26 protein-coding genes and 1 other annotated feature are annotated in these 24295 nt (G+C 37.6%); of the genes, 17 read left to right on the top strand and 9 right to left on the bottom strand.

Annotated features, from left to right (window positions below; translation table 11 throughout):
* Positions 1-166: 166 nt before the first annotated feature.
* The 4 genes from HMPREF2795_RS04450 to HMPREF2795_RS04465 all read right to left on the bottom strand — a co-directional run bounded on the left by HMPREF2795_RS04450 (position 167) and on the right by HMPREF2795_RS04465 (position 4979).
* Positions 167-907 (bottom strand): amino acid ABC transporter ATP-binding protein, encoded by a 741-nt coding sequence (locus tag HMPREF2795_RS04450; RefSeq protein WP_001096308.1) that lies wholly within the window; start codon positions 905-907, stop codon positions 167-169.
* Entirely contained in the window at positions 907-3081 is a 2175-nt protein-coding gene (locus tag HMPREF2795_RS04455; protein ID WP_075228323.1) for an ABC transporter substrate-binding protein/permease, read from the bottom strand. Before HMPREF2795_RS04455 ends, HMPREF2795_RS04450 begins: the two co-directional genes overlap by 1 nt.
* Before the next feature lie 168 nt (positions 3082-3249).
* Positions 3250-4323: a sensor histidine kinase gene (locus HMPREF2795_RS04460; RefSeq protein ID WP_075228324.1), complete on the bottom strand. Its 1074-nt coding sequence runs from the start codon at positions 4321-4323 to the stop codon at positions 3250-3252.
* Positions 4308-4979 (bottom strand): response regulator transcription factor, encoded by a 672-nt coding sequence (locus tag HMPREF2795_RS04465; protein ID WP_075228325.1) that lies wholly within the window; start codon positions 4977-4979, stop codon positions 4308-4310. The genes HMPREF2795_RS04460 and HMPREF2795_RS04465 overlap by 16 nt, the downstream gene beginning before the upstream one ends.
* A 168-nt stretch (positions 4980-5147) precedes the next feature.
* Between HMPREF2795_RS04465 and HMPREF2795_RS04470 the strand changes: the two genes are divergently transcribed.
* From HMPREF2795_RS04470 to HMPREF2795_RS04515, 10 genes are all read left to right on the top strand, one after another.
* Positions 5148-5858, top strand: a complete 711-nt coding sequence (locus HMPREF2795_RS04470) for an ABC transporter ATP-binding protein (RefSeq protein WP_075228326.1) — start codon at positions 5148-5150, stop codon at positions 5856-5858.
* Position 5859: 1 nt separating this feature from the next.
* Positions 5860-6693 (top strand): hypothetical protein, encoded by an 834-nt coding sequence (locus HMPREF2795_RS04475; RefSeq protein ID WP_075228327.1) that lies wholly within the window; start codon positions 5860-5862, stop codon positions 6691-6693.
* Complete coding sequence (locus HMPREF2795_RS04480; protein ID WP_075228328.1) at positions 6653-7342, top strand: hypothetical protein; 690 nt, start codon at positions 6653-6655, stop codon at positions 7340-7342. Before HMPREF2795_RS04475 ends, HMPREF2795_RS04480 begins: the two co-directional genes overlap by 41 nt.
* A gap of 291 nt (positions 7343-7633) precedes the next feature.
* Positions 7634-9622, top strand: coding sequence for an excinuclease ABC subunit UvrB (uvrB, locus tag HMPREF2795_RS04485; protein ID WP_075228329.1), 1989 nt, complete (start codon positions 7634-7636; stop codon positions 9620-9622).
* 14 nt (positions 9623-9636) lie between these two features.
* Complete coding sequence (locus HMPREF2795_RS04490) at positions 9637-10134, top strand: GNAT family N-acetyltransferase (RefSeq protein ID WP_075228330.1); 498 nt, start codon at positions 9637-9639, stop codon at positions 10132-10134.
* A 93-nt stretch (positions 10135-10227) separates the two neighbouring features.
* A complete protein-coding gene (locus HMPREF2795_RS04495; protein WP_075228331.1) occupies positions 10228-10854 on the top strand; it encodes an NAD(P)H-dependent oxidoreductase in 627 nt (208 codons plus the stop codon).
* Between the two features lie 72 nt (positions 10855-10926).
* Positions 10927-11400: a hypothetical protein gene (locus tag HMPREF2795_RS04500; protein WP_083303344.1), complete on the top strand. Its 474-nt coding sequence runs from the start codon at positions 10927-10929 to the stop codon at positions 11398-11400.
* Positions 11378-11902, top strand: a complete 525-nt coding sequence (locus tag HMPREF2795_RS10880) for a hypothetical protein (RefSeq protein WP_261675679.1) — start codon at positions 11378-11380, stop codon at positions 11900-11902. The genes HMPREF2795_RS04500 and HMPREF2795_RS10880 overlap by 23 nt, the downstream gene beginning before the upstream one ends.
* Complete coding sequence (locus tag HMPREF2795_RS04510; RefSeq protein WP_075228332.1) at positions 11899-12330, top strand: hypothetical protein; 432 nt, start codon at positions 11899-11901, stop codon at positions 12328-12330. Before HMPREF2795_RS10880 ends, HMPREF2795_RS04510 begins: the two co-directional genes overlap by 4 nt.
* A 22-nt stretch (positions 12331-12352) precedes the next feature.
* The gene (locus HMPREF2795_RS04515) at positions 12353-12820 is read left to right on the top strand and encodes an 8-oxo-dGTP diphosphatase (protein WP_075228333.1); all 468 of its coding nucleotides are present in this window, start codon (positions 12353-12355) and stop codon (positions 12818-12820) included.
* Here HMPREF2795_RS04515 and HMPREF2795_RS04520 read toward each other — a convergent pair.
* Both HMPREF2795_RS04520 and HMPREF2795_RS04525 read right to left on the bottom strand, forming a co-directional pair.
* A complete protein-coding gene (locus tag HMPREF2795_RS04520) occupies positions 12817-13332 on the bottom strand; it encodes a transcription repressor NadR (protein ID WP_075228334.1) in 516 nt (171 codons plus the stop codon). The genes HMPREF2795_RS04515 and HMPREF2795_RS04520 overlap by 4 nt on opposite strands.
* Before the next feature lie 18 nt (positions 13333-13350).
* Positions 13351-13878 carry an ECF transporter S component gene (locus HMPREF2795_RS04525; protein ID WP_001095969.1) on the bottom strand — a complete coding sequence of 176 codons (528 nt, stop codon included), beginning with the start codon at positions 13876-13878 and terminating at the stop codon, positions 13351-13353.
* Positions 13879-14055: 177 nt separating this feature from the next.
* Positions 14056-14191: a sequence feature (ribosomal protein L10 leader region), on the top strand.
* A gap of 38 nt (positions 14192-14229) precedes the next feature.
* Between HMPREF2795_RS04525 and rplJ the strand changes: the two genes are divergently transcribed.
* The 6 genes from rplJ (at position 14230) to HMPREF2795_RS04555 (ending at position 19495) form a co-directional block, all read left to right on the top strand.
* Positions 14230-14730, top strand: a complete 501-nt coding sequence (gene rplJ, locus HMPREF2795_RS04530; protein ID WP_001287269.1) for a 50S ribosomal protein L10 — start codon at positions 14230-14232, stop codon at positions 14728-14730.
* A 75-nt stretch (positions 14731-14805) separates the two neighbouring features.
* Entirely contained in the window at positions 14806-15171 is a 366-nt protein-coding gene (gene rplL / locus HMPREF2795_RS04535) for a 50S ribosomal protein L7/L12 (RefSeq protein WP_001196968.1), read from the top strand.
* Positions 15172-15567: 396 nt separating this feature from the next.
* Complete coding sequence (locus HMPREF2795_RS04540) at positions 15568-15939, top strand: GFA family protein (protein WP_000912014.1); 372 nt, start codon at positions 15568-15570, stop codon at positions 15937-15939.
* A gap of 35 nt (positions 15940-15974) precedes the next feature.
* Entirely contained in the window at positions 15975-16892 is a 918-nt protein-coding gene (gene glyQ / locus HMPREF2795_RS04545) for a glycine--tRNA ligase subunit alpha (protein ID WP_000038760.1), read from the top strand.
* 281 nt (positions 16893-17173) lie between these two features.
* Positions 17174-19210 (top strand): glycine--tRNA ligase subunit beta, encoded by a 2037-nt coding sequence (glyS, locus tag HMPREF2795_RS04550; RefSeq protein WP_049508563.1) that lies wholly within the window; start codon positions 17174-17176, stop codon positions 19208-19210.
* Between the two features lie 27 nt (positions 19211-19237).
* Positions 19238-19495: a DUF896 family protein gene (locus tag HMPREF2795_RS04555; RefSeq protein ID WP_000187071.1), complete on the top strand. Its 258-nt coding sequence runs from the start codon at positions 19238-19240 to the stop codon at positions 19493-19495.
* A 240-nt stretch (positions 19496-19735) separates the two neighbouring features.
* On the opposite strand, the gene HMPREF2795_RS04560 is transcribed toward HMPREF2795_RS04555, so the two are convergent.
* From HMPREF2795_RS04560 to HMPREF2795_RS04570, 3 genes are read right to left on the bottom strand one after another with little or no spacing between them, the layout of a single operon-like run.
* Positions 19736-20980: an NAD(P)H-dependent oxidoreductase gene (locus HMPREF2795_RS04560; RefSeq protein WP_049503885.1), complete on the bottom strand. Its 1245-nt coding sequence runs from the start codon at positions 20978-20980 to the stop codon at positions 19736-19738.
* Positions 20981-20998: 18 nt separating this feature from the next.
* Complete coding sequence (locus HMPREF2795_RS04565; RefSeq protein ID WP_049503883.1) at positions 20999-21604, bottom strand: NADPH-dependent FMN reductase; 606 nt, start codon at positions 21602-21604, stop codon at positions 20999-21001.
* A gap of 34 nt (positions 21605-21638) precedes the next feature.
* Positions 21639-22559 (bottom strand): FAD:protein FMN transferase, encoded by a 921-nt coding sequence (locus HMPREF2795_RS04570; protein ID WP_025171319.1) that lies wholly within the window; start codon positions 22557-22559, stop codon positions 21639-21641.
* 317 nt (positions 22560-22876) lie between these two features.
* On the opposite strand from HMPREF2795_RS04570, the gene nox reads away from it, so the two are divergent.
* Positions 22877-24256 (top strand): H2O-forming NADH oxidase, encoded by a 1380-nt coding sequence (gene nox, locus HMPREF2795_RS04575; RefSeq protein ID WP_000036803.1) that lies wholly within the window; start codon positions 22877-22879, stop codon positions 24254-24256.
* Positions 24257-24295 lie beyond the last annotated feature (39 nt).

Here is a 24295-nt window from a genome sequence, read left to right on the forward strand (position 1 = left end):
GTGCTTTGAGCAACCTGCGGCTAGCTTCCTAGTTGGCTCTTTGATTTTCATTGAGTATTAGGAGAAACCGAAGTAAATTTTCCCACAATAAAACGCATAATATCAAGTTTTTTATACCTGATACAATGCGTTTTTTTGATTATAAAGACTTTTTGCCCAATCTCTTTTAAGCGTTTAGAACCTTGTCTAAAAATTCTTTAAGACGCGGATGTTGTGGGTTATCAAAGATTTGGTCAGGTGTACCGTCCTCAAGGAATTCACCATCTGCAGTAAAGATAACTCGATTGGCAACCTTGCGAGCAAATCCCATTTCGTGGGTTACGATGATCATGGTCATGCCTTGTTCGGCCAATTCCTTCATAACGTTAAGAACGTCTCCAACCATCTCAGGGTCGAGGGCAGAAGTTGGTTCGTCAAAGAGCATGATATCAGGGTTCATGGCTAGACCGCGAGCGATAGCCACACGCTGTTTTTGACCACCTGATAGGCTTTCAGGATTTGCATTAGCCTTATCAGCGAGTCCAACTTTTTCAAGAAGTTCCATTCCCAATTTTTCAGCTTCGGCCTTAGTCATCAACTTATGCTCTACTGGTGCGAAAGTGATATTTTCCAATACCGTCATGTGTGGGAAAAGATTGAAGTGCTGGAACACCATTCCGATATTTTCACGAACGTGGTCCACGTTGGTTGCTTTATCCGTCAAATCATAGCCATTAACTGTGATATGACCTTTTGTACCTTCCTCAAGGAGATTCAAGCTACGCAAGAAAGTTGATTTACCTGAACCAGAAGGTCCAATGATACAAACAACATCTCCTTCATAGAATTTTGCTGAGATTCCTTTAAGGACTTTGTTTTTACCATATTGTTTATGTAAATTATCGACATCGATTTTTAATTTAGCCATTATTGAATCCTCTTTTCTAAGCGTTTTGCAAGTCTAGTAAGAAGAGTGATAATCACAAGATAGAAGACTGCGAGAATTGCATACATTTTGAAACTTTGGTAGTTACGAGCAATGATAATCTTACCAGTCTGGAAGAGTTCGACCAAACCGATTGCAGATACGATCGTTGTATCTTTAAGTGCGATAACAAATTGGTTGACGAAGTTTGGAAGCATAAGTTTGGTTGCTTGTGGCAAGACAATCTTACGCATGGTTTTACTGTATGAGATACCAAGGCTTCGACTAGCTTCCATTTGTCCGATAGGAACTGCCTTAATACCACCACGAACAATTTCAGCGATATAAGCGGCTGAGTTTAGGGAGAGGGCGATTGTACCAGCGACAAAGTCATTGATTGGACTCTGTTGGCCTGTAAGGGATTCGATAAAGTTAGGAACTCCCCAGAAGATAAAGGCAGCAAGAATCATCAATGGAATACCACGAATCACATCGACAAAGATTTCTGAAATAAGACGAAGTGATTTATAAGGACTAACGCTAAACATACCAAAGATAATCCCGATAACAATCGCAATTGCAAAGGAAATCAAAGCTAGAGAAAGGGTAATTCCAAGTCCGCTGAGGAGTTGTTTGTAGTTGTTTTTCAACAAGCCCAAGATAGTAGTTTCGTCAACAGTTGATGATTCACTTGTTGAATCAGTTGCAAGGTATTTATCAAGAATCTTTTGGAATTCACCACTTGCTTTAAGATTTGCAAGACCATTGTTGAACATTTCAATCAATTCAGGATTGCTTCCCTTTTTAACTGCAAAAGCAGTTTCACCGATTGGAGTACCTTCGATTGGTGTTTTTAATTTTTGCCCTTGACTGATAGAGTATTTAAGAACTGGTTCGTCATCCATCACAGCGTCAATTGAACCAGTGTTCAAGCTATCATACATAGATGAACCGTCTGCAAAGGTTTTAATTTTATAACCATATTGGCTTTGATTTTCAGTTAGGAAGGTTTGAGAAGCAGTACCGTTTTTAACACCAACGGTTTTACCCTTCAAATCTTCATAAGAAGAAATGGTACTTGATTCCTTAACTCCAAGAATAGTATTAGCTGTATAGTAAGAATCAGAGAAATCAAAGGTTTCTTTACGAGCGTCTGTAACAGACATACCAGCAATCATACCATCAGCTTGACCAGATTGAACCGCGTTAATAGCAGCGTCAAAACCTGGGTTGGTGATTTCAATTTCAAAACCTTGGTCTTCGGCAATAGCCTTGATCAAGTCCATATCAATACCAGTGTACTGGTTGCTTGAGTTTTGGAAAACAAATGGTGCAAATGAAGAATCACTTGCGATAACGTATTTTGATTTGACTGGAGTAGCTTTTTGACCTGCGCTTGTAGTAGAAGTGAGAGAAGTTACTTGTGAACTAGTTTTAGAAGAACTTGTCCATTTCTTGATAATTTTGTCCAAGCTACCATCTTTTTTCATCTGGGCTAAAGCTTCGTTAAATTCTGTAACTAGGTATTCGTACTTGCTACCTTTTTTAACTCCAAAAGCAAAGCTTCCAACGGCTTCTCCGTCCATGTTGATACTGAGATCTTGCCCTTGGTTAATAGCGTACTCGATGACTGGTTTGTCATCCATGATGGCATTTACAGCACCTGTACTGAGACTGTTATTCATCAAATCACCAGTATCAAAGGTTTTGATAGTGAAACCATATTTATCTTTGATACTTTCTAGGAAACGTTGTGCGGCAGTACCGTTTTTAACACCAACAGTTTTACCACTGAGTTCTTCATACTTAGTGATTTTGTTAGACTTAGTCGTTGCGATGACAACTTTTGTATCATAGTATGTATCAGACATGGTAAAGACGTTTTCACGTTCTTTGGTTTTTGTCATACCAGCCATGATTGCATCTGCTTGCCCTGCTTGGACCGCATTGACAGCAGCATCAAATCCTGGATAAGACATTTGGATATTCCATCCTTTTATCTCAGCGACTTTATTGATGATGTCGACATCAATTCCTTTATAAGTCTGGTCTGTATCTTTAAACTCAAAGGGTGCATAAGCAGTATCACTAACAATCTTGATAGTGTCCGCATTAACATAGCCTAAAGAGAATAAGGGAAATAAAAATAATAAAAATGCAAGGATTTTTTTCTTCATGTTTAGTCTCCTTTTTAGAATATTTACCCATTATAGCAGAAAATAAAAAAGTTGGCAAATATTTAGCATTTTGATGTGAGAAGATGTGACATGTAGTTTCTTGTAATACTGATTTTTTTGATGTAAAATTAAAAGAAGCCGAACACATAATGATGAGTTCGGCTTGTTCTATATAATAGGAATGATTAGCTTGACTTGTGCACCATTATTGCTATTTTCTAAGTGCATAGTTCCATTATGAAGTTTCATGACACGTTTGACGAAAGATAAACCAAGTCCATAGTGACTTTCTTGAGAGGGAGTTCTTGCTTGGTCATCTTTATAGAAAAGATTTCCAGCATTTTGTAATATGTTTTTTGAAAAACTAGATTGGTTATTCCATATAGTTAGAACTAATTGACTATTTTCTTGTGAAATTGTTAGGTGGATTTGTGCATCATTTTCTTTTTGATGTTGTATTGCATTATTAATAATATTTGTGATTGCTCGGAAAAATAGATTGGAATGAATTGCAATTTGTGTTGATGGATTTACTGTGTTTGTAAAAACAAAGTGTGTATTTCTAGGAAGTAAAGGTGTGATATGTTCCTTTAATTGATGAGTTACTTGTTTAATTGATATGTTTTCAAGTTGAATATCATGGTCATAAAAAGTTTTGGAGTATTGGATGAAGTGGTTGAAATACTCATTTAACTGAATACTTGCTTGCTCCAGATCTTTTAGACATTCCATTACTTGGGGTGTTTGTTTGGTAGATTGTAGGAATTCAGCATTTCCTCTGATGACAGTTAGAGGAGTTCGAAGATCATGTGCAGCGCTAGATACTTGAAACATGAGTTCTTTTTTTTGTTCTTTTTCATTTTCAATCCTATTTTTTATATCAGCTTGCATTTTTTCGATCAGATCATTTGTTTCAATAAATTCTTTAATCTGAAAATGCTGATGATCATTTTTGTTGAAATATAGACCACTATGATAAACCATGTTCATTTCTTTTTGAATCTTGGTTAATAATTTTCGAATATTTGTTACAATGATAAGAATTAAAATGATGCAAAGATAAATCCAAGAACTGACGCTAAAAAATAAAGCAAAGAAATTGGCATTTTTCTCATTGATTCCAGATACAGAAGATAGAAGAGCTGGAACTATGTAAAAAAGTATAAGACATAGAAGAAATTGCCAAATGATTGTAAGATAAGTACGCTTAATGAGTTGCTTGATTGTCAGTTCTTTTGCCATTTGTATCCTCCTCCCCAAACCGTTTTGATAGGATCAATTTGATGAGCCTTAAATTTTTGTCTGATTTGATAGATGTATTCGGTGATTGACCGTAGTTGTACATCAGAGCTTACAGGATAGAGGTAATCGTAAAGTTCCTCTGCGCTAAATATTCGGTTCTCATTTTTAGCTAAAAGATAAAGTAGATTAAATTCTCGCTTAGTTAGAGAAATGCTCTTTGATTGATAATAAACTTCTTGACTATCTCGATAAAAAGTTATATCTGAAATCAATTCTTCTTTAGAGGCAGGGTGAGATCTTTCCTCTCTACGAAGATGCATTTGAATTCTTGCAATCAATTCCTTAATGCTAAATGGTTTTGTGATGTAATCATCTGCTCCAGCTTGTATCCCCTTTAGTAAATCTTCTTCAAAATTTTTAGCGGTTAGAAACAGGATTGGAGTAGTAATTTGTGAACGAATGGAGCGACAAATCTCTAAACCAGAAATAGGCATCATGACGTCAAGTAAAATCAGATCGAATCCAGTAAAGTCACAGATGTCGATTTCTTCTATATTTGACCGAGTTTCTACGTTAAAGTTGTTTGCTTCTAATGCATTCACTATTAATCGTAAGATTTTTTCATCATCATCAATTGCTAAAATTTTATACTTCATAGTTCCTCCAATTACTTGTGTATATTATAGCAAACATAAAAAGTAATTTGTTAAAAATGAAAAAATAATTATAAAAATGTTTATTCTGATTTTTTCCTGATATTCGCCTGATATACTTGCTCCAAGTGAAGGTTGAATTTCACAAAAAGTCAGAAAGGAAAAGGATAGATGATAACAATTCAAAATCTACATAAGGAATATAATAATAAAATTGTCCTGCAAAATGTAACTTTTAAAGCAAAGAAAGGTGAGGTAACTGGATTGATTGGACCAAATGGTTCTGGGAAATCGACTTTAATCAGAATTTTACTTGGTTTAGAAAATAGTCAAACAGGAATGGCATTGATCAATGGCAAAAAATACTCGCAATTGGGAGATAATCCTTTTTGTATTGTTGGATCATTCCTCGACAGTTGCCAACCTTATCCAACGAGAACAGGATTTCAGCATCTTCGGTGGATTGGCTTGGCTTGTGGTGTTGACAGAAATAGGTGCAAGAAATGTTTAGACTTGGTGGGGTTAAGTGAAGCTAGAAATCAAAAAGTAAAAGACTATTCATTAGGAATGAAGCAACGTCTTGGATTAGCAACAGCCTTATTAGCAAATCCTGACATCTTAATTTTAGATGAACCAATCAATGGACTAGATCCAGAAGGAATTCGCTGGGTACGTAATTTTTTAAAATCTTTTGTCAATGAAGGTAAAACTGTATTAATGACAAGTCATTATATGAGTGAGTTAGAATTAACTGTAGATCATTTAGTTGGTATTTCTAATGGGAAGATCGTTATTGATGCTCCTACAAAAGATATTTTGAAACAGTTTGGCTCTTTTGAGGAAGCATATTTTAAAGCGCTCGAAGGGAAAGAAGGTGAATAATATGTTAAAGCGTTCCTTTTTTAGTGACCTTTATAAATATAGTAGCTTACCTACTTTTAAAATAACTTTTTCTCTTATTTTGGGAGTCAGCATATTTTTTACAATTCAAAATATTCAGGTGATAAATGCCTTAGTAGAAGGAAATGGACGGGAAGTAAACCTTGATCCATCTATCTTATCATCGAATTCAGTCTATACAGTCAGGGATGCTCTCTTATCTTCACCCTACCAAGCTAGTGTTATTTTCTTGCCAATTCTGGTTTCACTTGTTTATTCAACCCATTATCAATTTGGTGATAATTATTTTACTCAGTTAATAATTCCTAACTGGAAAGTTCGACTTACTGGTTTTATTGCTAGTTCGATTGTCTTATCACTACTTTCTACTGTAATATTTTCGATAGTAAATGCTGTTGTTTTACTCATTTTTCTAGATTCTACTTTAAAGAACTATATAGAATTTACTTTGTTTTTAGATGTTACGGTAAGAGTTATGATATTTGCGATTGTCCTCACTTTATTAGCTATATTTTTAGTAAGAGTCACAAAAAAATCCATTTCATCATTAATTGCAATCGTTTTATTATTAGTAATCACTCTATCAGGTATTCTAAGAGGACTTTCTTCTAACATAGAGAATCTATTGCCTTTGATTGGAGCAAAGTCATTTGCTTTTGGTCGAATTGAAGGGACTCAAACGAGCCAATTGTATGGATTTACTCTTTTAGTAGTGGAAGGAGTCGTATTCTTGGTATTAATAATTGTTGTAGAAATGATTCGAATGAGGAGGAAGAATGGCAAGAATATTTATCAGTCTTATCGTCAAAAAATATAGCTTAAAACCCGTAAAGTACCAGATAGCTATACAGTCAATGTTGGTAGGATTTGTGTGCCTACTAAGTGTGTTACCAGTTGCAATCAATGGTAGAATTGTAGAATTATCTTTAAAGCAAGCTCTTGTTTTTGCATCAATGTTCTCTGTTGCTATTGGGTGTGTTAATGCATTTGTAGACTTACAATCACACGAAACAAAATTAGTTTATTTGGTGAGTGGAAAAAGGATCTTAAGTTCAATGAGTATCCTGTTCGTAGAGTTATTTGATGTGTTACTACAATCAACTTTATATTTCATTATACTACATATATGGTTTCATTTTTTAAGTAGCGAAAATGGTGTCGGTTTAGAAATTTTCAGTTTCTATTTGATTGGCTCCATCCAATACTTTTTAATTTCTTACTTTTTAAGTTATTTTTTCAAAAGTCCCATGGGGAGTTTAGCTATTTTGTTGCTATTTCCTATTTTGTTACAACCGTTCATAGAAAGAGTAGCGGAACCAATGACTAGTTATCTATTTTATAATATTATTACGGATACAATACTAGGGAGAGCATCCTACTTGCAACTATGTGTTTATGCTATGGAATTGGTGTTTTTACTTGGAGCCACTCTTTACCTTTTGATAAGAAATCAAGAAGTTAAGTAGTCTCATAAAAATGATGCTGATGAACAAGCTTTGCTACTTCTGTAAGTCATTGACGTTGATGTTTATTACGTATTGCATTGTTTCAAATAAAAGACAAGACTTTCGAAGTAATATCGAGAGTCTTATTTATTCTTCACTTCTAATATGAGTCCATTTAATTATATTGTCATTTAAACATGTACTGATTTACGGGATTATTTTGTTACATCTTGTATTTCCCTTTTATTCCCCAACTCAGAGAATTCTGGCGATTTATGGTAAAATAAGGTCTATATATGTGAGGACAAAGAGATGATCAATAGAATTACAGACAATAAATTTAAACTCGTATCCAAATACCAACCATCTGGGGATCAACCACAAGCTATTGAACAGTTGGTAGATAACATCGAGGGTGGTGAAAAAGCTCAAATCTTGATGGGGGCGACTGGTACAGGGAAAACCTATACCATGAGTCAGGTGATTGCCCAGGTCAATAAACCGACCCTGGTTATCGCCCACAATAAGACCCTAGCAGGCCAGCTCTATGGGGAGTTCAAAGAATTTTTCCCTGAGAATGCGGTCGAGTACTTCGTATCCTACTATGATTACTATCAACCTGAAGCTTATGTTCCCTCTAGTGATACTTATATCGAAAAAGATAGTTCAGTCAACGATGAGATTGATAAACTTCGTCACTCCGCTACATCAGCGCTCTTGGAGCGTAACGATGTCATCGTTGTAGCATCTGTATCTTGTATTTATGGTTTGGGTTCCCCTAAAGAATATGCTGATAGTGTAGTAAGTCTGCGCCCGGGACTTGAAATTTCTCGTGATAAACTCCTGAATGAATTGGTCGATATTCAATTTGAACGTAACGACATTGATTTCCAACGGGGAAGATTCCGTGTACGTGGGGATGTGGTGGAGATTTTCCCAGCATCTCGTGACGAGCATGCCTTTCGTGTTGAGTTCTTCGGAGATGAGATTGATCGCATCCGGGAGGTTGAAGCTTTAACTGGTCAAGTCCTCGGTGAAGTGGACCATTTGGCGATTTTCCCAGCCACTCACTTTGTGACCAATGACGACCATATGGAAGTAGCCATTGCTAAGATTCAGGCTGAGTTGGAGGAGCAGTTAGCTATCTTTGAAAAAGAAGGCAAACTCCTCGAAGCGCAACGCTTGAAACAACGGACAGAGTACGATATCGAGATGTTGCGTGAGATGGGTTATACCAATGGTGTCGAAAACTACTCACGTCACATGGATGGACGAAGCGAAGGGGAGCCTCCGTACACCCTTCTTGACTTTTTCCCAGATGATTTTCTGATTATGATTGACGAGAGCCATATGACCATGGGGCAAATCAAAGGAATGTATAATGGTGACCGTTCACGTAAGGAAATGTTGGTTAACTACGGGTTCCGTTTGCCGTCTGCTTTGGACAACCGTCCCCTTCGTCGTGAAGAGTTTGAAAGTCATGTCCACCAGATTGTCTACGTTTCAGCGACACCTGGTGATTACGAGATGGAACAAACGGACACCGTTATTGAGCAAATCATTCGTCCGACTGGTCTTTTGGATCCAGAAGTGGAAGTCCGTCCGACTATGGGACAAATTGATGATCTTTTGGGTGAAATCAATGCCCGTGTTGAAAAGAATGAACGCACCTTTATCACAACCTTGACCAAGAAAATGGCAGAAGACTTGACAGACTACTTCAAGGAAATGGGGATCAAGGTCAAGTACATGCACTCGGATATCAAGACTTTAGAGAGGACAGAGATTATCCGAGATTTACGATTAGGAGTCTTTGATGTCTTGGTTGGAATCAATCTCCTTCGTGAAGGGATTGACGTTCCTGAAGTAAGTCTGGTTGCTATTCTCGATGCTGACAAGGAAGGCTTCCTTCGAAATGAGCGTGGTCTTATACAAACCATCGGTCGTGCAGCCCGTAATAGTGAAGGGCATGTTATTATGTATGCTGACACAATGACACAGTCTATGCAAAAAGCTATCGATGAAACGGCTCGCCGTCGTAAGATTCAAATGGCCTATAATGAAGAGCATGGCATCGTCCCACAAACTATTAAGAAGGAAATCCGTGACCTTATTTCTGTCACAAAAACTGTGGCTAAAGAAGAAGACAAGGAAGTCGATATCAATAGTCTTAACAAACAAGAACGCAAAGAATTGGTTAAGAAACTAGAAAAACAAATGCAAGAAGCCGTTGAAGTGCTTGACTTCGAGTTGGCAGCGCAAATCCGTGATATGATGTTGGAAGTCAAGGCGTTGGGGTAGATAGGATAAAGCGAATGAATATTATCATTAAAACAATGGAAACTCCTGAAGAGATAGAAGGCAAATCCCTCGTTCATTGGCAAACGTGGAGAGAGGCTTATGACGATCTTTTACCCGCGGAATTTCAGGAGACGATGACATTAGAAAGATGTCGATTCTTTAGTCAAAAATATCCAGAAAATACCTTGATTGCGATGGATGGAAAGCAGGTCGTTGGATTTATCAGCTATGGAAATTTTCGTGATGAGACTATTCAAGCTGGTGAAATCATTGCCTTATATGTTTTAAAAGATTACTATGGAAAAGGTGTGAGTGAACAGTTAATACATGCTGCATTTGTTGCTCTCGATCATTTCTCTGAAATTTATTTATGGGTATTGAAAGATAATAAGCGAGCCATTGCTTTCTATCAAAAAATGGGTTTTACTTTTGATGGGCAAGAAAAAATACTTGACCTTGGAAAACCTGTTAAGGAATTGAGGATGATGTGTTCTGCAAATAAAAGTTCCTAAAGGACGTATCTACAATCTTTGAACCATTATCAACTAATCAAGTATAAAAAGTGAAATAGATAGAATGAAACAAAGAGATGAAGGAGAGAACTTATGAAAATTCTAGTTATCAATGGGCACCCTGATAAGGAAAGCTACTGTCAGGCTATTTTTCAAACCATAGTAGAAAATATTGACTCAACGCATCATGAGTTTGAAGTAATTAATCTCAATGAAGCAGATTTTGATCCTGTTTTACGTTATGGTTATCGAAAACGGATGAAGAAAGATTCGTTTATCCTTCGTTCCCAAGAATTAATCCAGTGGGCTGACCATTTTATCTTTATTTATCCTATTTGGTGGAGTAGTATGCCCAGTCTCCTGAAAGGTTGGATTGATCGGGTCTTTACACCGGGGATAGCCTACTCGGCCAATGATCAGGGCAGCTTTATCTGGAATTACCTCAGAGGTAAGCAATTTAAGAAGTTGCTCAAAGGCAAAACGGCCAGTATTTATGCGACTTCGATGGCCCCTACGTGGTGGTACAAGGTTTTTTCAGGTTCTCTTAACATTCCTGATAGTTATGGCATTTCTGTTTTGAAAAATGCTATCTTGAATCACTGTGGAATTAAAACCAAGCGTGTCTGTATTTTGGGTGAAGTCGGTAGGGAGGTGAATACAGCTAGTATGCGTGAAAAACACCTCCAAAAGATAGCAGAAGAAGTTAAAAGACTATCATGAAACAAAAAAGTAAGAGACAGGAAACATTAAAAAACACCAGAAATTAAAGCGAAAATAGGTTGACTAGACAGCATGAATTTGTGGTTTGTTGAACTTTCAACAATTGCCTATATCCTTGATGCAAGTATTTTGTTATTCTCTGCTCTAGGAATATTTTACCTATTGTACGGAACACCTCTCATTCCAAGTCCCTATAGGGAACTGGATTATAGTTTTCCACTTTATTTAAATATCGTTCTTTTGGTGAATGCATCTTATCATTCTTTCCTTCGTACCTTTAGGAAAGAATGGATTTCCTTGCAAAATTTTGCAGAAAAGTTTTTATATCTTAACGGAATTGCTTGTGTATTACAGTTAACGATTGGGATGACCTCTAAAAGAGGAAGAAGATTACTTCCTATATGGGCATTAGACTATCGCTATATCTGGTTTCCCCTCGTTACTTATTTCATTTTCTTTCTAGTGCCTATTGTGACAATTATAATTTCCAAGTATATTGAAAAGAAAAAGAGAAAAGAAGAAAATGGGAAAAATACAATCAAATAAAAGTAACAAAAGAAAGTCAAATACAAAAAAGAATCTTTCAAGGAAAGAAAGTTTTCAGCTTTGGCTAGATTCTCATCAAATTATAGGTTTTTTCCTGATCCTTGCTCTCATCTTAGGAATAGGACTAGGTGTCACTCTTGTTTTTAAACTCCTTCCTATTCCGTCACCCTACAGAGATATCAACTATAGTTTTCCAATATATATAAATCTTTTTTGTCTGGTGTATCGATTATTTGACTATTGGTTCCTAGACTTGACTAGCACAAGAATGACGATAAAAAGATATGCAGATTTATTTATCTATCTTAATAGTATTGGTTTAATAGTTCATCTCTTTATTGGTATTGGCGGGAAAAATAGTAAAGGAATTTTACCTCCCCTCTTATCCCTAGATCACCGTTACATTTGGTTTCCTATTGCAACTTATCTGATCTTTTTCAGTTTGGCATCTATTATAACTCTAGTAATGAAATATATTGAAAAGAAAAGGAGTCAATCATGATGAAACATCTAACTGTATTTAGGTTTATTTATCTTTTGTGCCTAGTATTTGTACTGATTCATTTTATCTTAGGCCTCTTTGGTTTTGCCTTTACACCAATCTTGTGGAATTTCTGGTTCTTTGGTCTTTGCTTGACCTTATTTATCCAACCATGGACCATCTTTTATAAAACGAGAATTTTTCAGTGGCATCATCTAATTTTTCAGGCTCTCAGCGGATTCATTGCTCTCTTGATCTGGTTCATGACATTTTTCTTCTTTTCCATGGTTCCAGATTCATCTATGCCAATCAATATAGACTACTACGTTAATAAAGAAAATAATGAAATCAGAATCATTAGAGGATCCTTGCTCCATGAAATTCATGAATATCACGACTTAGTTAATCCTTTGATTATGAAGTCTAAAGTTAAGTATGTTGAAAATTAAACATTAGAAAGTGAGTCTATGTATGTCTCGTGCACAATTAACCATTCTAACCAATATTTGCCTAATTGAAGATCTTGAAAAGCAGCGCGTGGTTATGCAGTATCGATCACCTGAAAGCAATCGCTGGTCTGGCTATGCCTTTCCAGGAGGCCATGTTGAAGATGGAGAGGCTTTTGCAGAGTCAGTTATCCGAGAAATCTATGAAGAGACAGGTCTGACAATCCAAAATCCTCAACTGGTCGGCATTAAAAATTGGCCTTTAGATTCGGGTGAGCGCTACATTGTCTTTTGTTACAAGGCGACTGAATTTACGGGTACTCTCCAGTCCTCTGAAGAAGGAGAAGTGTCCTGGGTACAAAAAGACCAGATTCCAAATTTGGATCTGGCCTATGATATGTTACCTTTGATGGAGATGATGGAAGCTCCAGACAAGTCTGAATTTTTCTATCGTCACCGTACAGAAGACGGGTGGGAAAAGAAGACTTTCTAATCTTTTACTAAATAACCTAACTTATCCAAGGCCTTCTCGATATAGAGAAGGTCTTGTTCGTTTTCAGCTTCGACAAGGTGATAGTGGACGCCATCTGTTAATTCAGAAAGTGGTCTAAAGTCAGACCGTTCGACTTGCTCTAAAAAATGCTGAACATCACGGCGACAAGAGAGTTTGAGCAAGGTTTCAATTTCACCGTAGACAGGATGATCAATCAAGGTATTCTGAACACGTCCCCCATTATCGACGATAGCTAGAAGTTCTTGGCCAATTTCTTCCATTTCGTGCTTGACTTTAAACAGTTTGTGAACATAAGGATTGGTTTTATTTTCTTTATAAATATAGCCACGATTGGTTGATAAGATAGGAGCACCGTCTGCACGAAGAACAGCAATGTCCTGAACGATAATCTGGCGGGTTACATGAAAACGGTCTGCTAATGTTTGACCATTTAGAGGTTTTTGAGACTCCTTTAACAGTTGTAAAAGAGCTTCTTTTCGATTTTTTGTCATATTCTTCTCTCTAAACGCTTAACGGCGTTTTCTCAATGCTTTATAAACAGCCAAGGCTAAGTAATAGTCTACCATACTATGGATAATAGTACCAAATCCAACTAATACAAACAAGACATAGAACATATTTTTTAAGTCAGTTCCAGTACTAGCATAAAAGATCATACAAGCCAAAACTTCAGCAATAGCATGAACCAAACCAAGTACAAAGTTAAAAATCAATGAAGATTTCTTATTGTCCAAGGTTTGAGGATGTTTTTGAAGATAGAAAGCACCCAGACTTCCAAAGAATATGTGGGAAAAGGCGCGAAGTACAATGACAATCGGATACCCAGCCATGAGAAATCCTAAACTAGAAGCTATAATAACAAAGATAGCCATCCATGGCGAGAGAAACATTGCGATAAAAATAGCAACGTGACTTCCTAAAGTGTAGGAAGCGGGAGGAATGACAATTTTAAAGGGCATCACCAAAGGAATCAAAATAGCGATAGCTGTTAGCAATGCGGTCAAGGTCATGAATTGTGTTTTCTTTTGTGTATTCATAATAACTCCTTTTTATCTGTATATACAGTTGTATAGTACAATAAAAAATCAAACAAGTCAAGAACTAAAATTGATTTTTGATGAGATTATCTGGAAATAAGGTTAAAAAATAAATAAAATTTTTAAAAAATAAGCAAAAAACTCTTGCACTAAACAAAGTAGTATGGTATACTTATATACGGTTTGAAAAAACTGCCTAAGACAGTAGGGGAGCTCGACTCATAAATATCCTACCGAGGACAAAACGTATCATGTAAAAAGAAGCGTATTGTACTTTCGTGTCTAGGTTTGGGCGCGTTTTTCTTTTGGAAAAATTCCCCAAGCAAAATAATTACGGAGGTGAACACACTAATGAGTGAAGCAATTATTGCTAAAAAAGCGGAACTAGTTGACGTAGTAGCTGAAAAAATGAAAGCTGCTGCATCAATCGTCGTTGTAGACGCTCGTGGTTTGACAGTTGAACAAGATACAGTTCTTCGTCGTGAGCTTCGTGGAAGCGAAGTTGAGTATAAAGTTATTAAAAACTCAATCTTACGTCGTGCAGCTGAAAAAGCTGGCCTTGCAGAACTTGCATCTGTATTTGTTGGACCATCTGCTGTAGCATTTTCTAACGAAGATGTTATCGCTCCAGCGAAAATCTTGAACGACTTTGCTAAAAACGCTGACGCACTTGAAATCAAAGGTGGCGCAATCGAAGGCGCTGTCGCATCAAAAGAAGAAATCGTTGCTCTTGCAACTCTTCCAAACCGCGAAGGACTTCTTTCTATGCTCCTTTCTGTACTTCAAGCGCCAGTGCGCAACGTTGCTCTTGCAGTCAAAGCGGTTGCAGACAACAAAGAAGACGCAGCTTAATCTTAAGCTACGCAGCGTAGCCTAGCTACGAAAAAATAAAAAACTAATTTTAAAACTTATTTGGAGGAAATAACAATGGCATTGAACATTGAAAACATTATTGCTGAAATTAAAGAAGCTTCAATCCTTGAATTGAACGACCTTGTAAAAGCTATCGAAGAAGAATTTGGTGTAACTGCAGCTGCTCCTGTAGCTGTAGCTGCTGCTGGTGGTGCTGAAGAAGCTGCTAAAGATTCATTTGACGTTGAATTGACAGCTGCAGGCGACAAGAAAGTCGGCGTTATCAAAGTTGTACGTGAAATCACAGGTCTTGGTCTTAAAGAAGCTAAAGAACTTGTTGATGGTGCACCAGGTGTCATCAAAGAAGGCGTTGCAGCTGCAGAAGCTGAAGAAATCAAAGCTAAATTGGAAGAAGCTGGAGCTTCAGTTACTCTTAAATAATAGAGCAACTACATTCGTAGCTTAAAAACATGATTAGACCGCTAGTCTTAGGATTAGCGGTTTTTCTTTTTGTTCAAAAAGGGACATAAATGGGGCAGTTAAATTAATTTGGCTAAGAAATATATAGGACTAGTGATAAAATAATTTTACTTTTTCATTCCTTTTTGTTATAATAGACGACAAGAAAGAATATCTTATCAGTAAATCCCAAGCGAGCCTGTGGTAGTGGAAGTCAGGTGGTTGAGAGATAAGTGTGGCGCTTTTGGTATTTTAATAAAGATAATGAAGTAATAAATTAGGGTGGAACCGCGTTTTTAACGCCCCTAGTCGCAAGGCTTGGGTGTTGAAATTCGGTTCTTTTTGAATTCGTCTAATGCCTAAGTAGAAAGGAGTACAATGCTTAAAGGATCTTGTTTATGTAAAGCAGTGACTTACACTCTAGATGAGGAATTATCTGAATTAGTTTTTTGCCACTGTTCATTCTGTCGGAAAGCAACTGCGTCTGCCTATACAGTTAATGCCAAAGTTAGCAGTAAAAATCTAGTATTGCATGGAAAAGAAAAGCTTGTTACGTATAGTTCTTCTCCAGGAAAACAGCGTTATTACTGCCAGAACTGTCATAGTCAAATTTTCACTGTTCAAGAAAATATACCAGAAGTCTGTGCTTTGAAATTAGGTACAATAGATGAATGCAATCAGAATTTACAAACTGTTCCCAAACGTCATATTTTTCAGGATCCAGCTTTTTCTTGGTTGCTTGATAAATAAACCTAAAAAGATAATATAAATTAAAGGAGTAAAACATGTCCAAAAAACTAACCTTCCAGGAAATTATCCTTACTTTGCAACAATACTGGAATGATCAGGGTTGTATGCTTATGCAGGCTTATGATAACGAAAAAGGTGCGGGAACTATGAGTCCTTACACCTTCCTTCGTGCTATCGGACCTGAGCCATGGAATGCTGCTTATGTAGAGCCATCACGTCGTCCAGCTGACGGTCGTTACGGGGAAAATCCTAACCGTCTTTACCAACACCACCAATTCCAAGTGGTCATGAAACCATCTCCATCAAACATCCAGGAGCTCTACCTTGAGTCTTTGGAAAAATTGGGCATCAACCCATTGGAACACGATATCCGCTTCGTTGAAGATAACTGGGAAAACCCATCCACTGGATCTGCAGGTCTTGGTTGGGAAGTGTGGCTTGACGGTATGGAAATCACTCAGTTCACTTACTTCCAACAAGTCGGTGGCTTGGCAACTGGTCCTGTTACAGCTGAGGTTACTTATGGTTTAGAACGTTTAGCTTCTTATATCCAAGAGGTAGACTCAGTTTACGATATCGAGTGGGCTCCAGGAGTTAAATATGGAGAAATCTTCCTTCAACCAGAATACGAACACTCAAAATACAGCTTTGAAGTTTCAGATCAAGACATGCTTCTTGAAAACTTCGAAAAATTTGAAAAAGAAGCTGGACGTGCATTAGAACTAGGTCTTGTGCATCCAGCCTACGACTACGTTTTGAAATGTTCACATACCTTCAACTTGCTTGACGCTCGTGGAGCTGTGTCAGTTACAGAACGTGCTGGATATATTGCTCGTATCCGTAACTTGGCCCGTGTAGTAGCCAAAACCTTCGTAGCAGAACGCAAAAAACTCGGCTACCCACTTCTTGACGAAGCCACACGCGCCAAACTCCTAGCAGAAGAGGAAGAATAAAAAAGTTACAAGGATAGAAAAGGGGCGAACAAAGTGAGCCCGTATGGCACTCAGAGGCAAGTCGAAGACTTGCTAAAGGGATAGGCACCGCCGTACTGATATCTGGGGATTTTTGAAACTTTAGGTTCAAAAATCAGTTGACTAAATCCACTTTGATGAGACTGTTGGAAAACTTTGTCAAGAAGACAGAAGATTTCCCCACAGACTCACAAAGTTAGTTAGCAACGTCCCCAGTACCTAAGGTGCCTATCAAAAAGAAGAAATTTTGTAAAGGAAAAAACATGGCAAAAAACTTATTAGTAGAACTAGGACTCGAAGAGTTACCAGCCTACGTTGTCACACCAAGTGAAAAACAACTAGGTGAAAAAATGGTAGCCTTTTTGGATAATAACCGCCTTTCATACGAAGGAATTCAAACTTTTTCAACTCCACGTCGTTTGGCTGTTCGCGTACTTGGCTTGGCAGACCAACAAACGGATTTGACTGAAGATTTTAAAGGACCTTCTAAAAAAATTGCTTTGGATGCAGAAGGAAATTTCTCTAAAGCAGCGCAAGGGTTTGTCCGTGGTAAAGGCTTGACTGTAGATGATATCGAATTCCGTGAAATCAAAGGTGAAGAATATGTCTACGTAACTAAGCATGAAGCTGGAAAACCAGCTGAGGAAGTTTTGGCTGGAATTCCAGAAGTATTGGCTAGCTTAAGCTTCCCAGTAAGTATGCACTGGGCAAACAATACCTTTGAATATATCCGTCCAGTCCATACGTTGACAGTTCTTTTGGATGATGTGGCACTCGATATGGATTTCTTAGATATTCATTCAGGAAGAGTTAGCCGTGGACATCGTTTCCTTGGTCACGAAGTAGAAATTCAGCATGCTGACAGCTATGAAGAAGACCTGCGCAAAGTTTATGTTATTGCAGATAGCATTGAACGCGAAAATATGATTCGTGAGCAAATTAAGGCTATCGAAGCTACAGAAGGTGTTCAGGTACAAATTGATGAAGGACTCTTAAATGAAGTTCTGAATTTGGTTGAATACCCAACTGCCTTTATAGGGAATTTTGATCCTAAGTACATAGAGGTTCCAGAAGAAGTTTTAGTCACTTCAATGGAGACTCATCAACGCTACTTTGTAGTTCGTGACCTTGATGGAAATCTAAAACCAAACTTTATTTCTGTTCGTAACGGAAATGCAGAGTATCTGGATAATGTTATCCGAGGAAATGAGAAAGTCTTAGTTGCACGTCTGGAAGATGGTGAATTCTTCTGGCGTGAAGACCAAAAACTCAAGATTGAAGATCTTGTAGCTAAATTATCACACGTAACCTTCCATGAAAAGATTGGTTCACTTCGTGAGCACATGATTCGTACTGGGCAAATTGCTATTCTTTTGGCAGAAAAAGCAGGTTTATCAGTTGATGAAACTGTTGACCTTGCTCGTGCTGCAGCTATTTATAAGTTTGACCTCTTGACTGGTATGGTTGGTGAATTTGATGAGCTTCAAGGAATCATGGGTGAGAAATATGCTCTTCTCGCTGGTGAGAATGCAGCAGTAGCACAAGCTATTCGTGAACACTACCTTCCAGATTCTGCAGATGGTGCTCTTCCTGAATCTAAAGTTGGAGCAATACTTGCACTAGCCGATAAATTAGATACTCTCTTATCTTTCTTCTCGGTTGGCTTGATTCCATCAGGCTCAAACGACCCATATGCTCTTCGACGTGCAACACAAGGAATTGTTCGAATCTTGGAAGACTTTGGTTGGAAGATTCCAATGGACGAATTGATTGCGAGCCTTTATGCCTTATCATTTGAAAGTCTAACTTATGATAATCAAGAAGAAGTGCTTAACTTCATTAAAGCTCGTGTTGATAAGATGATGGGTTCTACTGCAAAAGATATCAAAGAAGCTGTTCTCGCAAGTTCGAATTTTGTTGTTTCTGATATGATTGAAGCTGCAGAAGCTTTAAGCGAAGCTGCAAATACTGAAGATTACAAATCATCAGTTGAGTCTCTATCTCGTGCCTTTAATTTAGCTGAAAAAGCAAATGGTTTGGTTAAAGTCGATGCAAGTCTTTTTGAAAATGAACAAGAAAAAGAACTTGCTCAAGCAGTAGAAAGTCTTGAATTGCAAGGTTCAGCTAGTGATAAATTAACGCAACTATTTGCTCTTAGTCCTGTAATTGATGCTTTCTTTGATAATACAATGGTTATGGCAGATGATGTTGATGTGAAGAATAACCGTTTAGCTATCCTTGCTGAACTTGTAAATAAAGCAAAAACAGTGGCTGCTTTCAATCTTCTCAATACAAAATAAAATTAAAAAATAATTGGAGGTTCTAATATGACACCAGAAAAAATTGCTCGTATTAATGAGCTTGCTAAAAAGAAAAAAACAGAAGGGTTGACTGCGGAAGAAAAAGTAGAACAAGCTAAACTTCGTGAGGAATATATCGAAGGCTATCGTCGTTCTGTTCGTCATCACATTGAAGGAATCAAAATTGTAGATGAAGATGGAAATGATGTGACTCCTGAAAAACTTCGTCAGGTACAACGGGAAAAAGGCTTACATGGTCGTAGTCTTGACGATCCAAATTCATAATTCTGAGATATAGAAAACTCGGTTAGGGAAAACTAACCGAGTTTTTGTTTTAAAAAGGGAACCTAAAGAGGTTCCTTTAGTATTAAATTTTATACTCTTCGAAAATCTCTTCAAACCACGTCAGCTTCACCTTGCCGTATATATGTTACTGACTTCGTCAGTTCTATCTACAACCTCAAAGCAGTGCTTTGAGCAACCTGCGGCTAGCTTCCTAGTTTGCTATTTGATTTTCATTGAGTATTAGTTACTTGCCCCAGATGTAGCATCCGCGTCTCCATGACCTCCATCACCGTGACCTCCGGCATCAGATGCACCTGAAGTAGCATCTGCGTCACCGTGACCGCCAGCAGGAGCAAATGGTCCGCTGCCTCCTACCAAGCGTTGACCTGTTTCTTTCAAGTACCAGTCAAGCCATGGTTGGAAGTTAAAGACAATTTCATTGATACCAGCATATGATCCGTCAGGATAGTACATTGCTTGGTAGTTGTGAGTGTTAATAACACCTGCAGGTGAACCAGGAACGATTGTACGTACGTATTCTTGGTTACCATTGCGAAGTGTTCCGATAACCCACTCAACATTTTTCATACGTGCTGGTGGAAGTGAATCGTGAATGGTTGACATACGGCTACCAGATTGAGATGGTACACGTTTTGCAAACATTGTATCAGGGTCTTGGTGAGCGTTGTTGTAGTAGAGGAATTGGTTGTTATCGTCAGCGTATGTCAATTCAAAAGGCATAGCTTTCAAGAACATATCGATTTGGTTAACAGTCAAGATACCATGGTCAAGCTTAACGTACGTATCACCGGATACAGCACCTGTAATTTCTGCAACTTTTTCTACCCATTCTGGATCATCAGGGTCAACTTCTGTAATCGTTGTAGCGATTGGTTTTCCACAATCCAAGTCTTCTGGTTCAATTGGTTTTGGTTTTTTCAATTTAGAAACGACTCCTACGTATTTGACAAAGTTATCTAAGCAAGTTTCAAGGAATTTAACAGTTCCTTCGTTAATAATATCTCCATTTGCATCAAAAGCTTCTTTAGCTTTTCCAAGGAGGAATTCATTACCTGGTAATGTGTAAGCATTCACTCCTGGTGCATCAAGAATCTTACGAAGGTGAACTTGAGCACGAGAAGTTCCTTGATCATAGTATGAAGCACCCACAATCATGACTGGTTTGTTTTCAAACGGATGCACTTCGTATGAAAGCCATTCAAGTACAGACTTAAGTGAAGCAGAAATAGTGTGGTTGTGCTCAGGAGTTGCAATAATGACACCATCTGCACGAGTAATTTTATTGTAAAGTAGGCGCAACTGGAAGCTGTCGTCCCATTTTTCGTCTTGGTTAAACATTGGAACTTCATCGATTTCCAAAACCTCTAGTTCAAATTTAATTTTAAACTGACGGCGGATGAATTCCAAGAGTTTGCGGTTATATGATTGATCGTAGTTTGATCCAACAAGTCCAACAAATTTCATTCTATTTTGTCTCCTATCTTACAAATTTTCCCAGTCAAATTCTTCTGCATCTTTACGAAGCAATTCTTGTGCGCTACGCAATTTTTCAGTAATCTTGACAAAGATACGGAAGTCATCAAAGATGGCATCCAATTTATTAATGACGTCAAGATCTACCAAGTCACCATTCTTATCGAAAGCTTGAAGAGAGTGAGAAAGTAAGAATTCATCAGGAAGAACTGTTGCTTTAATCTCAGGAGCATTCAAAATTTGACGAAGTTGCAATTGAGCACGTGAAGAACCGAGTGTACCGTATGAAGCACCAGTAATCATAATTGGTTTGTTCAAAAGTGGAAATACTCCGTAAGAAATCCAAGCAAGGGCGCTCATAAGAACAGCTGGAATTGAGTGGTCGTATTCTGGAGTACCGATGATAACACCATCAGCTGCTTCGATTTTAGCTACGATTTCCATAGCTTCAGCTGGAATTTGTTTGTCGGCTGGTTTGTTGAAAACTGGAAGATTTTTAATTTCGACCAATTCGATTTCTGCTTTATCAGCAAAGTGTTTTTGCATATATTGAAGCAGTTGGCGGTTTGTGGAACGTTTAGAGTTAGTTCCTACAATAGCAATAAGTTTTAGCATGAGCTTTCCTTTCTCTTTTTGCATTATTTATTATTTATCTTTGGATACCGGATGAACAAGCGATATGTCCATCTTTATCAATAAGGATGGCTTCGATTCCATCGATATTTTCGATTTGCCACATGATAGAAGCGCTACGTTCACCAAACAATCGTGTGGTCCATATCTCACCATCAACTGAGCGGTCAGATATAATCGTTAAACTAGCCAAATCCGTCTCAATAGGATAGCCAGTTTCGCTGTCGAAAATGTGATGATAATCCTTTCCATCGATTTCAAGATGCCGTTCATAAATTCCAGATGTAACAACTGACTTTCCAGTAATAGATAAGGTCATCAGGTGATTCCCACGTGGATGATTAGGGTCTTGAATACCAATTTGCCAAGGTTGTCCATTTCTGGCTTGGTTATTACCAATGGTAAGGATATTTCCCCCAAGATTGATAAGAGCAGAAGTGACACCATTTTCTTTTAAGAAAGTAGCAACCTTATCTGCGCTATAGCCCTTCGCTAAACAACCTAAATCAATTTTCATTCCTTTCTTTTCTAAGAAAACAGTAGAAGAAATTGAATCAAGTTTGATAAAACGGGGATCTATCAATGGTAAAACCGAAGAAATTTCTTCAGGACTAGCAACTTTTGCATCGGAAAAACCAATACGCCAGGTTTGTACCAAAGGACCAATGCTGATATTGAGATGACTTCCAGGAGCTAGACTGTGTTCTAATCCTAAAGAAATCAGTTCAAACAGATCAGGGTGTACCTTAACTGGGGCAATTCCCGCCTGATAGTTAATTTCCATCAATTCCGATTCGATACTATTTGCATTAAATCGAAATTCAAGTTCTTTTAGCAAATCAAAAGCTTGACGGAGAAGATTATCCGCTTGTTCATGTACCAAGGAAATAGTAATCGTAGTTCCCATTAACCGTTCAGATAATGAACTGAGAGGCAAAGAATCAACTCCCTTCAAATCAATTGGAAATAGTTGTAAATCCAGATATGAAAGCAATCTGAAGATTTAAATTTCATTTCCATATAAATAGAATATCATAAAGTCAGCGTTTTCACAAATTATTTTTTACAAAAAGTCAAGAAATATGCTTGAATAAATAAAAAATGTGCAAAAAACTTTGGAAAGGTTGAAAATAAATTAATATATATTTCAAAAAAATTTCAAAAAAACAGCAAACTAGTCAAAAAGCTTGTAAACGCTCACAGATAATGATATACTAGAAAGGTAAATAAAAAATTAAAGGTAGGAATTATCTTATGAGTAAAATCGTAGTCGTGGGTGCTAACCACGCTGGAACTGCTTGTATCAACACTATGTTGGACAATTTTGGAAGTGAAAATGAAATCGTTGTCTTTGACCAAAACTCAAACATTTCATTCCTAGGATGTGGAATGGCTCTTTGGATTGGTGAGCAAATCGATGGTCCAGAAGGTCTCTTCTACTCAGATAAAGAAAAATTGGAAGCAAAAGGTGCTAAAGTTTATATGAACTCACCAGTTCTTTCAATTGACTATGATAACAAAGTTGTAACTGCTGAAGTTGATGGAAAAGAACACAAAGAATCATACGAAAAATTGATCTTTGCGACTGGTTCAACTCCAATCTTGCCACCAATCGAAGGTGTTGAAATTGTTAAGGGTAACCGCGAATTCAAAGCAACTCTTGAAAATGTACAATTCGTTAAATTGTACCAAAACGCAGAAGAAGTTATCAACAAACTTGCTGACAAGAGCAAACATCTTGAGCGTATCGCTGTTGTCGGTGGTGGATACATCGGTGTTGAGCTTGCTGAAGCATTTGAACGTCTTGGAAAAGAAGTTGTCCTTGTTGATATCGTAGATACAGTCTTGAACGGTTACTACGATAAAGACTTCACGCAATTGATGGCTAAGAACTTGGAAGACCACAATATCCGCTTGGCACTTGGACAAACTGTTAAAGCTATCGAAGGTGACGGTAAAGTTGAACGCTTGATCACTGACAAAGAAACATTCGATGTTGACATGGTTGTTCTTGCAGTTGGTTTCCGTCCTAACACAGCTCTTGCTGATGGCAAGATTGAACTTTTCCGCAACGGTGCCTTCCTTGTAGACAAGAAACAAGAAACATCACTTCCAGGAGTATTCGCTGTGGGTGACTGTGCGACTGTTTATGACAACGCTCGTAAAGACACTAGCTACATCGCTCTTGCATCAAATGCTGTACGTACTGGTATCGTAGGTGCTTACAATGCTTGTGGACATGAACTTGAAGGAATCGGTGTTCAAGGATCAAACGGTATCTCAATCTATGGTCTTCACATGGTTTCAACTGGTTTGACTCTTGAAAAAGCTAAAGCTGCAGGCTACAATGCTGTTGAAACAGGCTTCAACGATCTTCAAAAACCAGAATTTATGAAACATGACAACTATGAAGTAGCAATCAAGATTGTCTTTGATAAAGATAGCCGTGAAATCCTTGGTGCTCAAATGGTATCACGTGATTCAGCAATCAGCATGGGAATTCACATGTTCTCATTGGCTATCCAAGAACATGTTACAATCGACAAGTTGGCATTGACAGACCTATTCTTCTTGCCACACTTCAACAAACCATACAACTACATCACAATGGCTGCACTTACAGCTGAAAAATAATGACTTGTAAAACGGAAGATTTTTTTCTTCCGTTTTTAT

Source organism: Streptococcus sp. HMSC056C01, assembly GCF_001811305.1.
Lineage (GTDB): Bacteria > Bacillota > Bacilli > Lactobacillales > Streptococcaceae > Streptococcus.

What these genes read in the sequence shown, in the direction of transcription:
- HMPREF2795_RS04490 (WP_075228330.1), top strand. Translation starts at nt 9,637, where the DNA reads ATGAATATTATCATTAAAACAATGGAAACTCCTGAAGAGATAGAAGGC.
- HMPREF2795_RS04465 (WP_075228325.1), bottom strand. Translation starts at nt 4,979, where the DNA reads ATGAAGTATAAAATTTTAGCAATTGATGATGATGAAAAAATCTTACGA.
- HMPREF2795_RS04480 (WP_075228328.1), top strand. Translation starts at nt 6,653, where the DNA reads ATGGCAAGAATATTTATCAGTCTTATCGTCAAAAAATATAGCTTAAAA.
- HMPREF2795_RS04520 (WP_075228334.1), bottom strand. Translation starts at nt 13,332, where the DNA reads ATGACAAAAAATCGAAAAGAAGCTCTTTTACAACTGTTAAAGGAGTCT.
- HMPREF2795_RS04455 (WP_075228323.1), bottom strand. Translation starts at nt 3,081, where the DNA reads ATGAAGAAAAAAATCCTTGCATTTTTATTATTTTTATTTCCCTTATTC.
- glyQ (WP_000038760.1), top strand. Translation starts at nt 15,975, where the DNA reads ATGTCCAAAAAACTAACCTTCCAGGAAATTATCCTTACTTTGCAACAA.
- HMPREF2795_RS04460 (WP_075228324.1), bottom strand. Translation starts at nt 4,323, where the DNA reads ATGGCAAAAGAACTGACAATCAAGCAACTCATTAAGCGTACTTATCTT.
- HMPREF2795_RS04565 (WP_049503883.1), bottom strand. Translation starts at nt 21,604, where the DNA reads ATGCTAAAACTTATTGCTATTGTAGGAACTAACTCTAAACGTTCCACA.
- HMPREF2795_RS04500 (WP_083303344.1), top strand. Translation starts at nt 10,927, where the DNA reads ATGAATTTGTGGTTTGTTGAACTTTCAACAATTGCCTATATCCTTGAT.
- rplJ (WP_001287269.1), top strand. Translation starts at nt 14,230, where the DNA reads ATGAGTGAAGCAATTATTGCTAAAAAAGCGGAACTAGTTGACGTAGTA.
- HMPREF2795_RS04475 (WP_075228327.1), top strand. Translation starts at nt 5,860, where the DNA reads ATGTTAAAGCGTTCCTTTTTTAGTGACCTTTATAAATATAGTAGCTTA.
- glyS (WP_049508563.1), top strand. Translation starts at nt 17,174, where the DNA reads ATGGCAAAAAACTTATTAGTAGAACTAGGACTCGAAGAGTTACCAGCC.
- HMPREF2795_RS04470 (WP_075228326.1), top strand. Translation starts at nt 5,148, where the DNA reads ATGATAACAATTCAAAATCTACATAAGGAATATAATAATAAAATTGTC.
- rplL (WP_001196968.1), top strand. Translation starts at nt 14,806, where the DNA reads ATGGCATTGAACATTGAAAACATTATTGCTGAAATTAAAGAAGCTTCA.
- HMPREF2795_RS04515 (WP_075228333.1), top strand. Translation starts at nt 12,353, where the DNA reads ATGTCTCGTGCACAATTAACCATTCTAACCAATATTTGCCTAATTGAA.
- HMPREF2795_RS04510 (WP_075228332.1), top strand. Translation starts at nt 11,899, where the DNA reads ATGATGAAACATCTAACTGTATTTAGGTTTATTTATCTTTTGTGCCTA.
- HMPREF2795_RS04525 (WP_001095969.1), bottom strand. Translation starts at nt 13,878, where the DNA reads ATGAATACACAAAAGAAAACACAATTCATGACCTTGACCGCATTGCTA.
- uvrB (WP_075228329.1), top strand. Translation starts at nt 7,634, where the DNA reads ATGATCAATAGAATTACAGACAATAAATTTAAACTCGTATCCAAATAC.
- HMPREF2795_RS04540 (WP_000912014.1), top strand. Translation starts at nt 15,568, where the DNA reads ATGCTTAAAGGATCTTGTTTATGTAAAGCAGTGACTTACACTCTAGAT.
- nox (WP_000036803.1), top strand. Translation starts at nt 22,877, where the DNA reads ATGAGTAAAATCGTAGTCGTGGGTGCTAACCACGCTGGAACTGCTTGT.
- HMPREF2795_RS10880 (WP_261675679.1), top strand. Translation starts at nt 11,378, where the DNA reads ATGGGAAAAATACAATCAAATAAAAGTAACAAAAGAAAGTCAAATACA.
- HMPREF2795_RS04560 (WP_049503885.1), bottom strand. Translation starts at nt 20,980, where the DNA reads ATGAAATTTGTTGGACTTGTTGGATCAAACTACGATCAATCATATAAC.
- HMPREF2795_RS04495 (WP_075228331.1), top strand. Translation starts at nt 10,228, where the DNA reads ATGAAAATTCTAGTTATCAATGGGCACCCTGATAAGGAAAGCTACTGT.
- HMPREF2795_RS04555 (WP_000187071.1), top strand. Translation starts at nt 19,238, where the DNA reads ATGACACCAGAAAAAATTGCTCGTATTAATGAGCTTGCTAAAAAGAAA.
- HMPREF2795_RS04450 (WP_001096308.1), bottom strand. Translation starts at nt 907, where the DNA reads ATGGCTAAATTAAAAATCGATGTCGATAATTTACATAAACAATATGGT.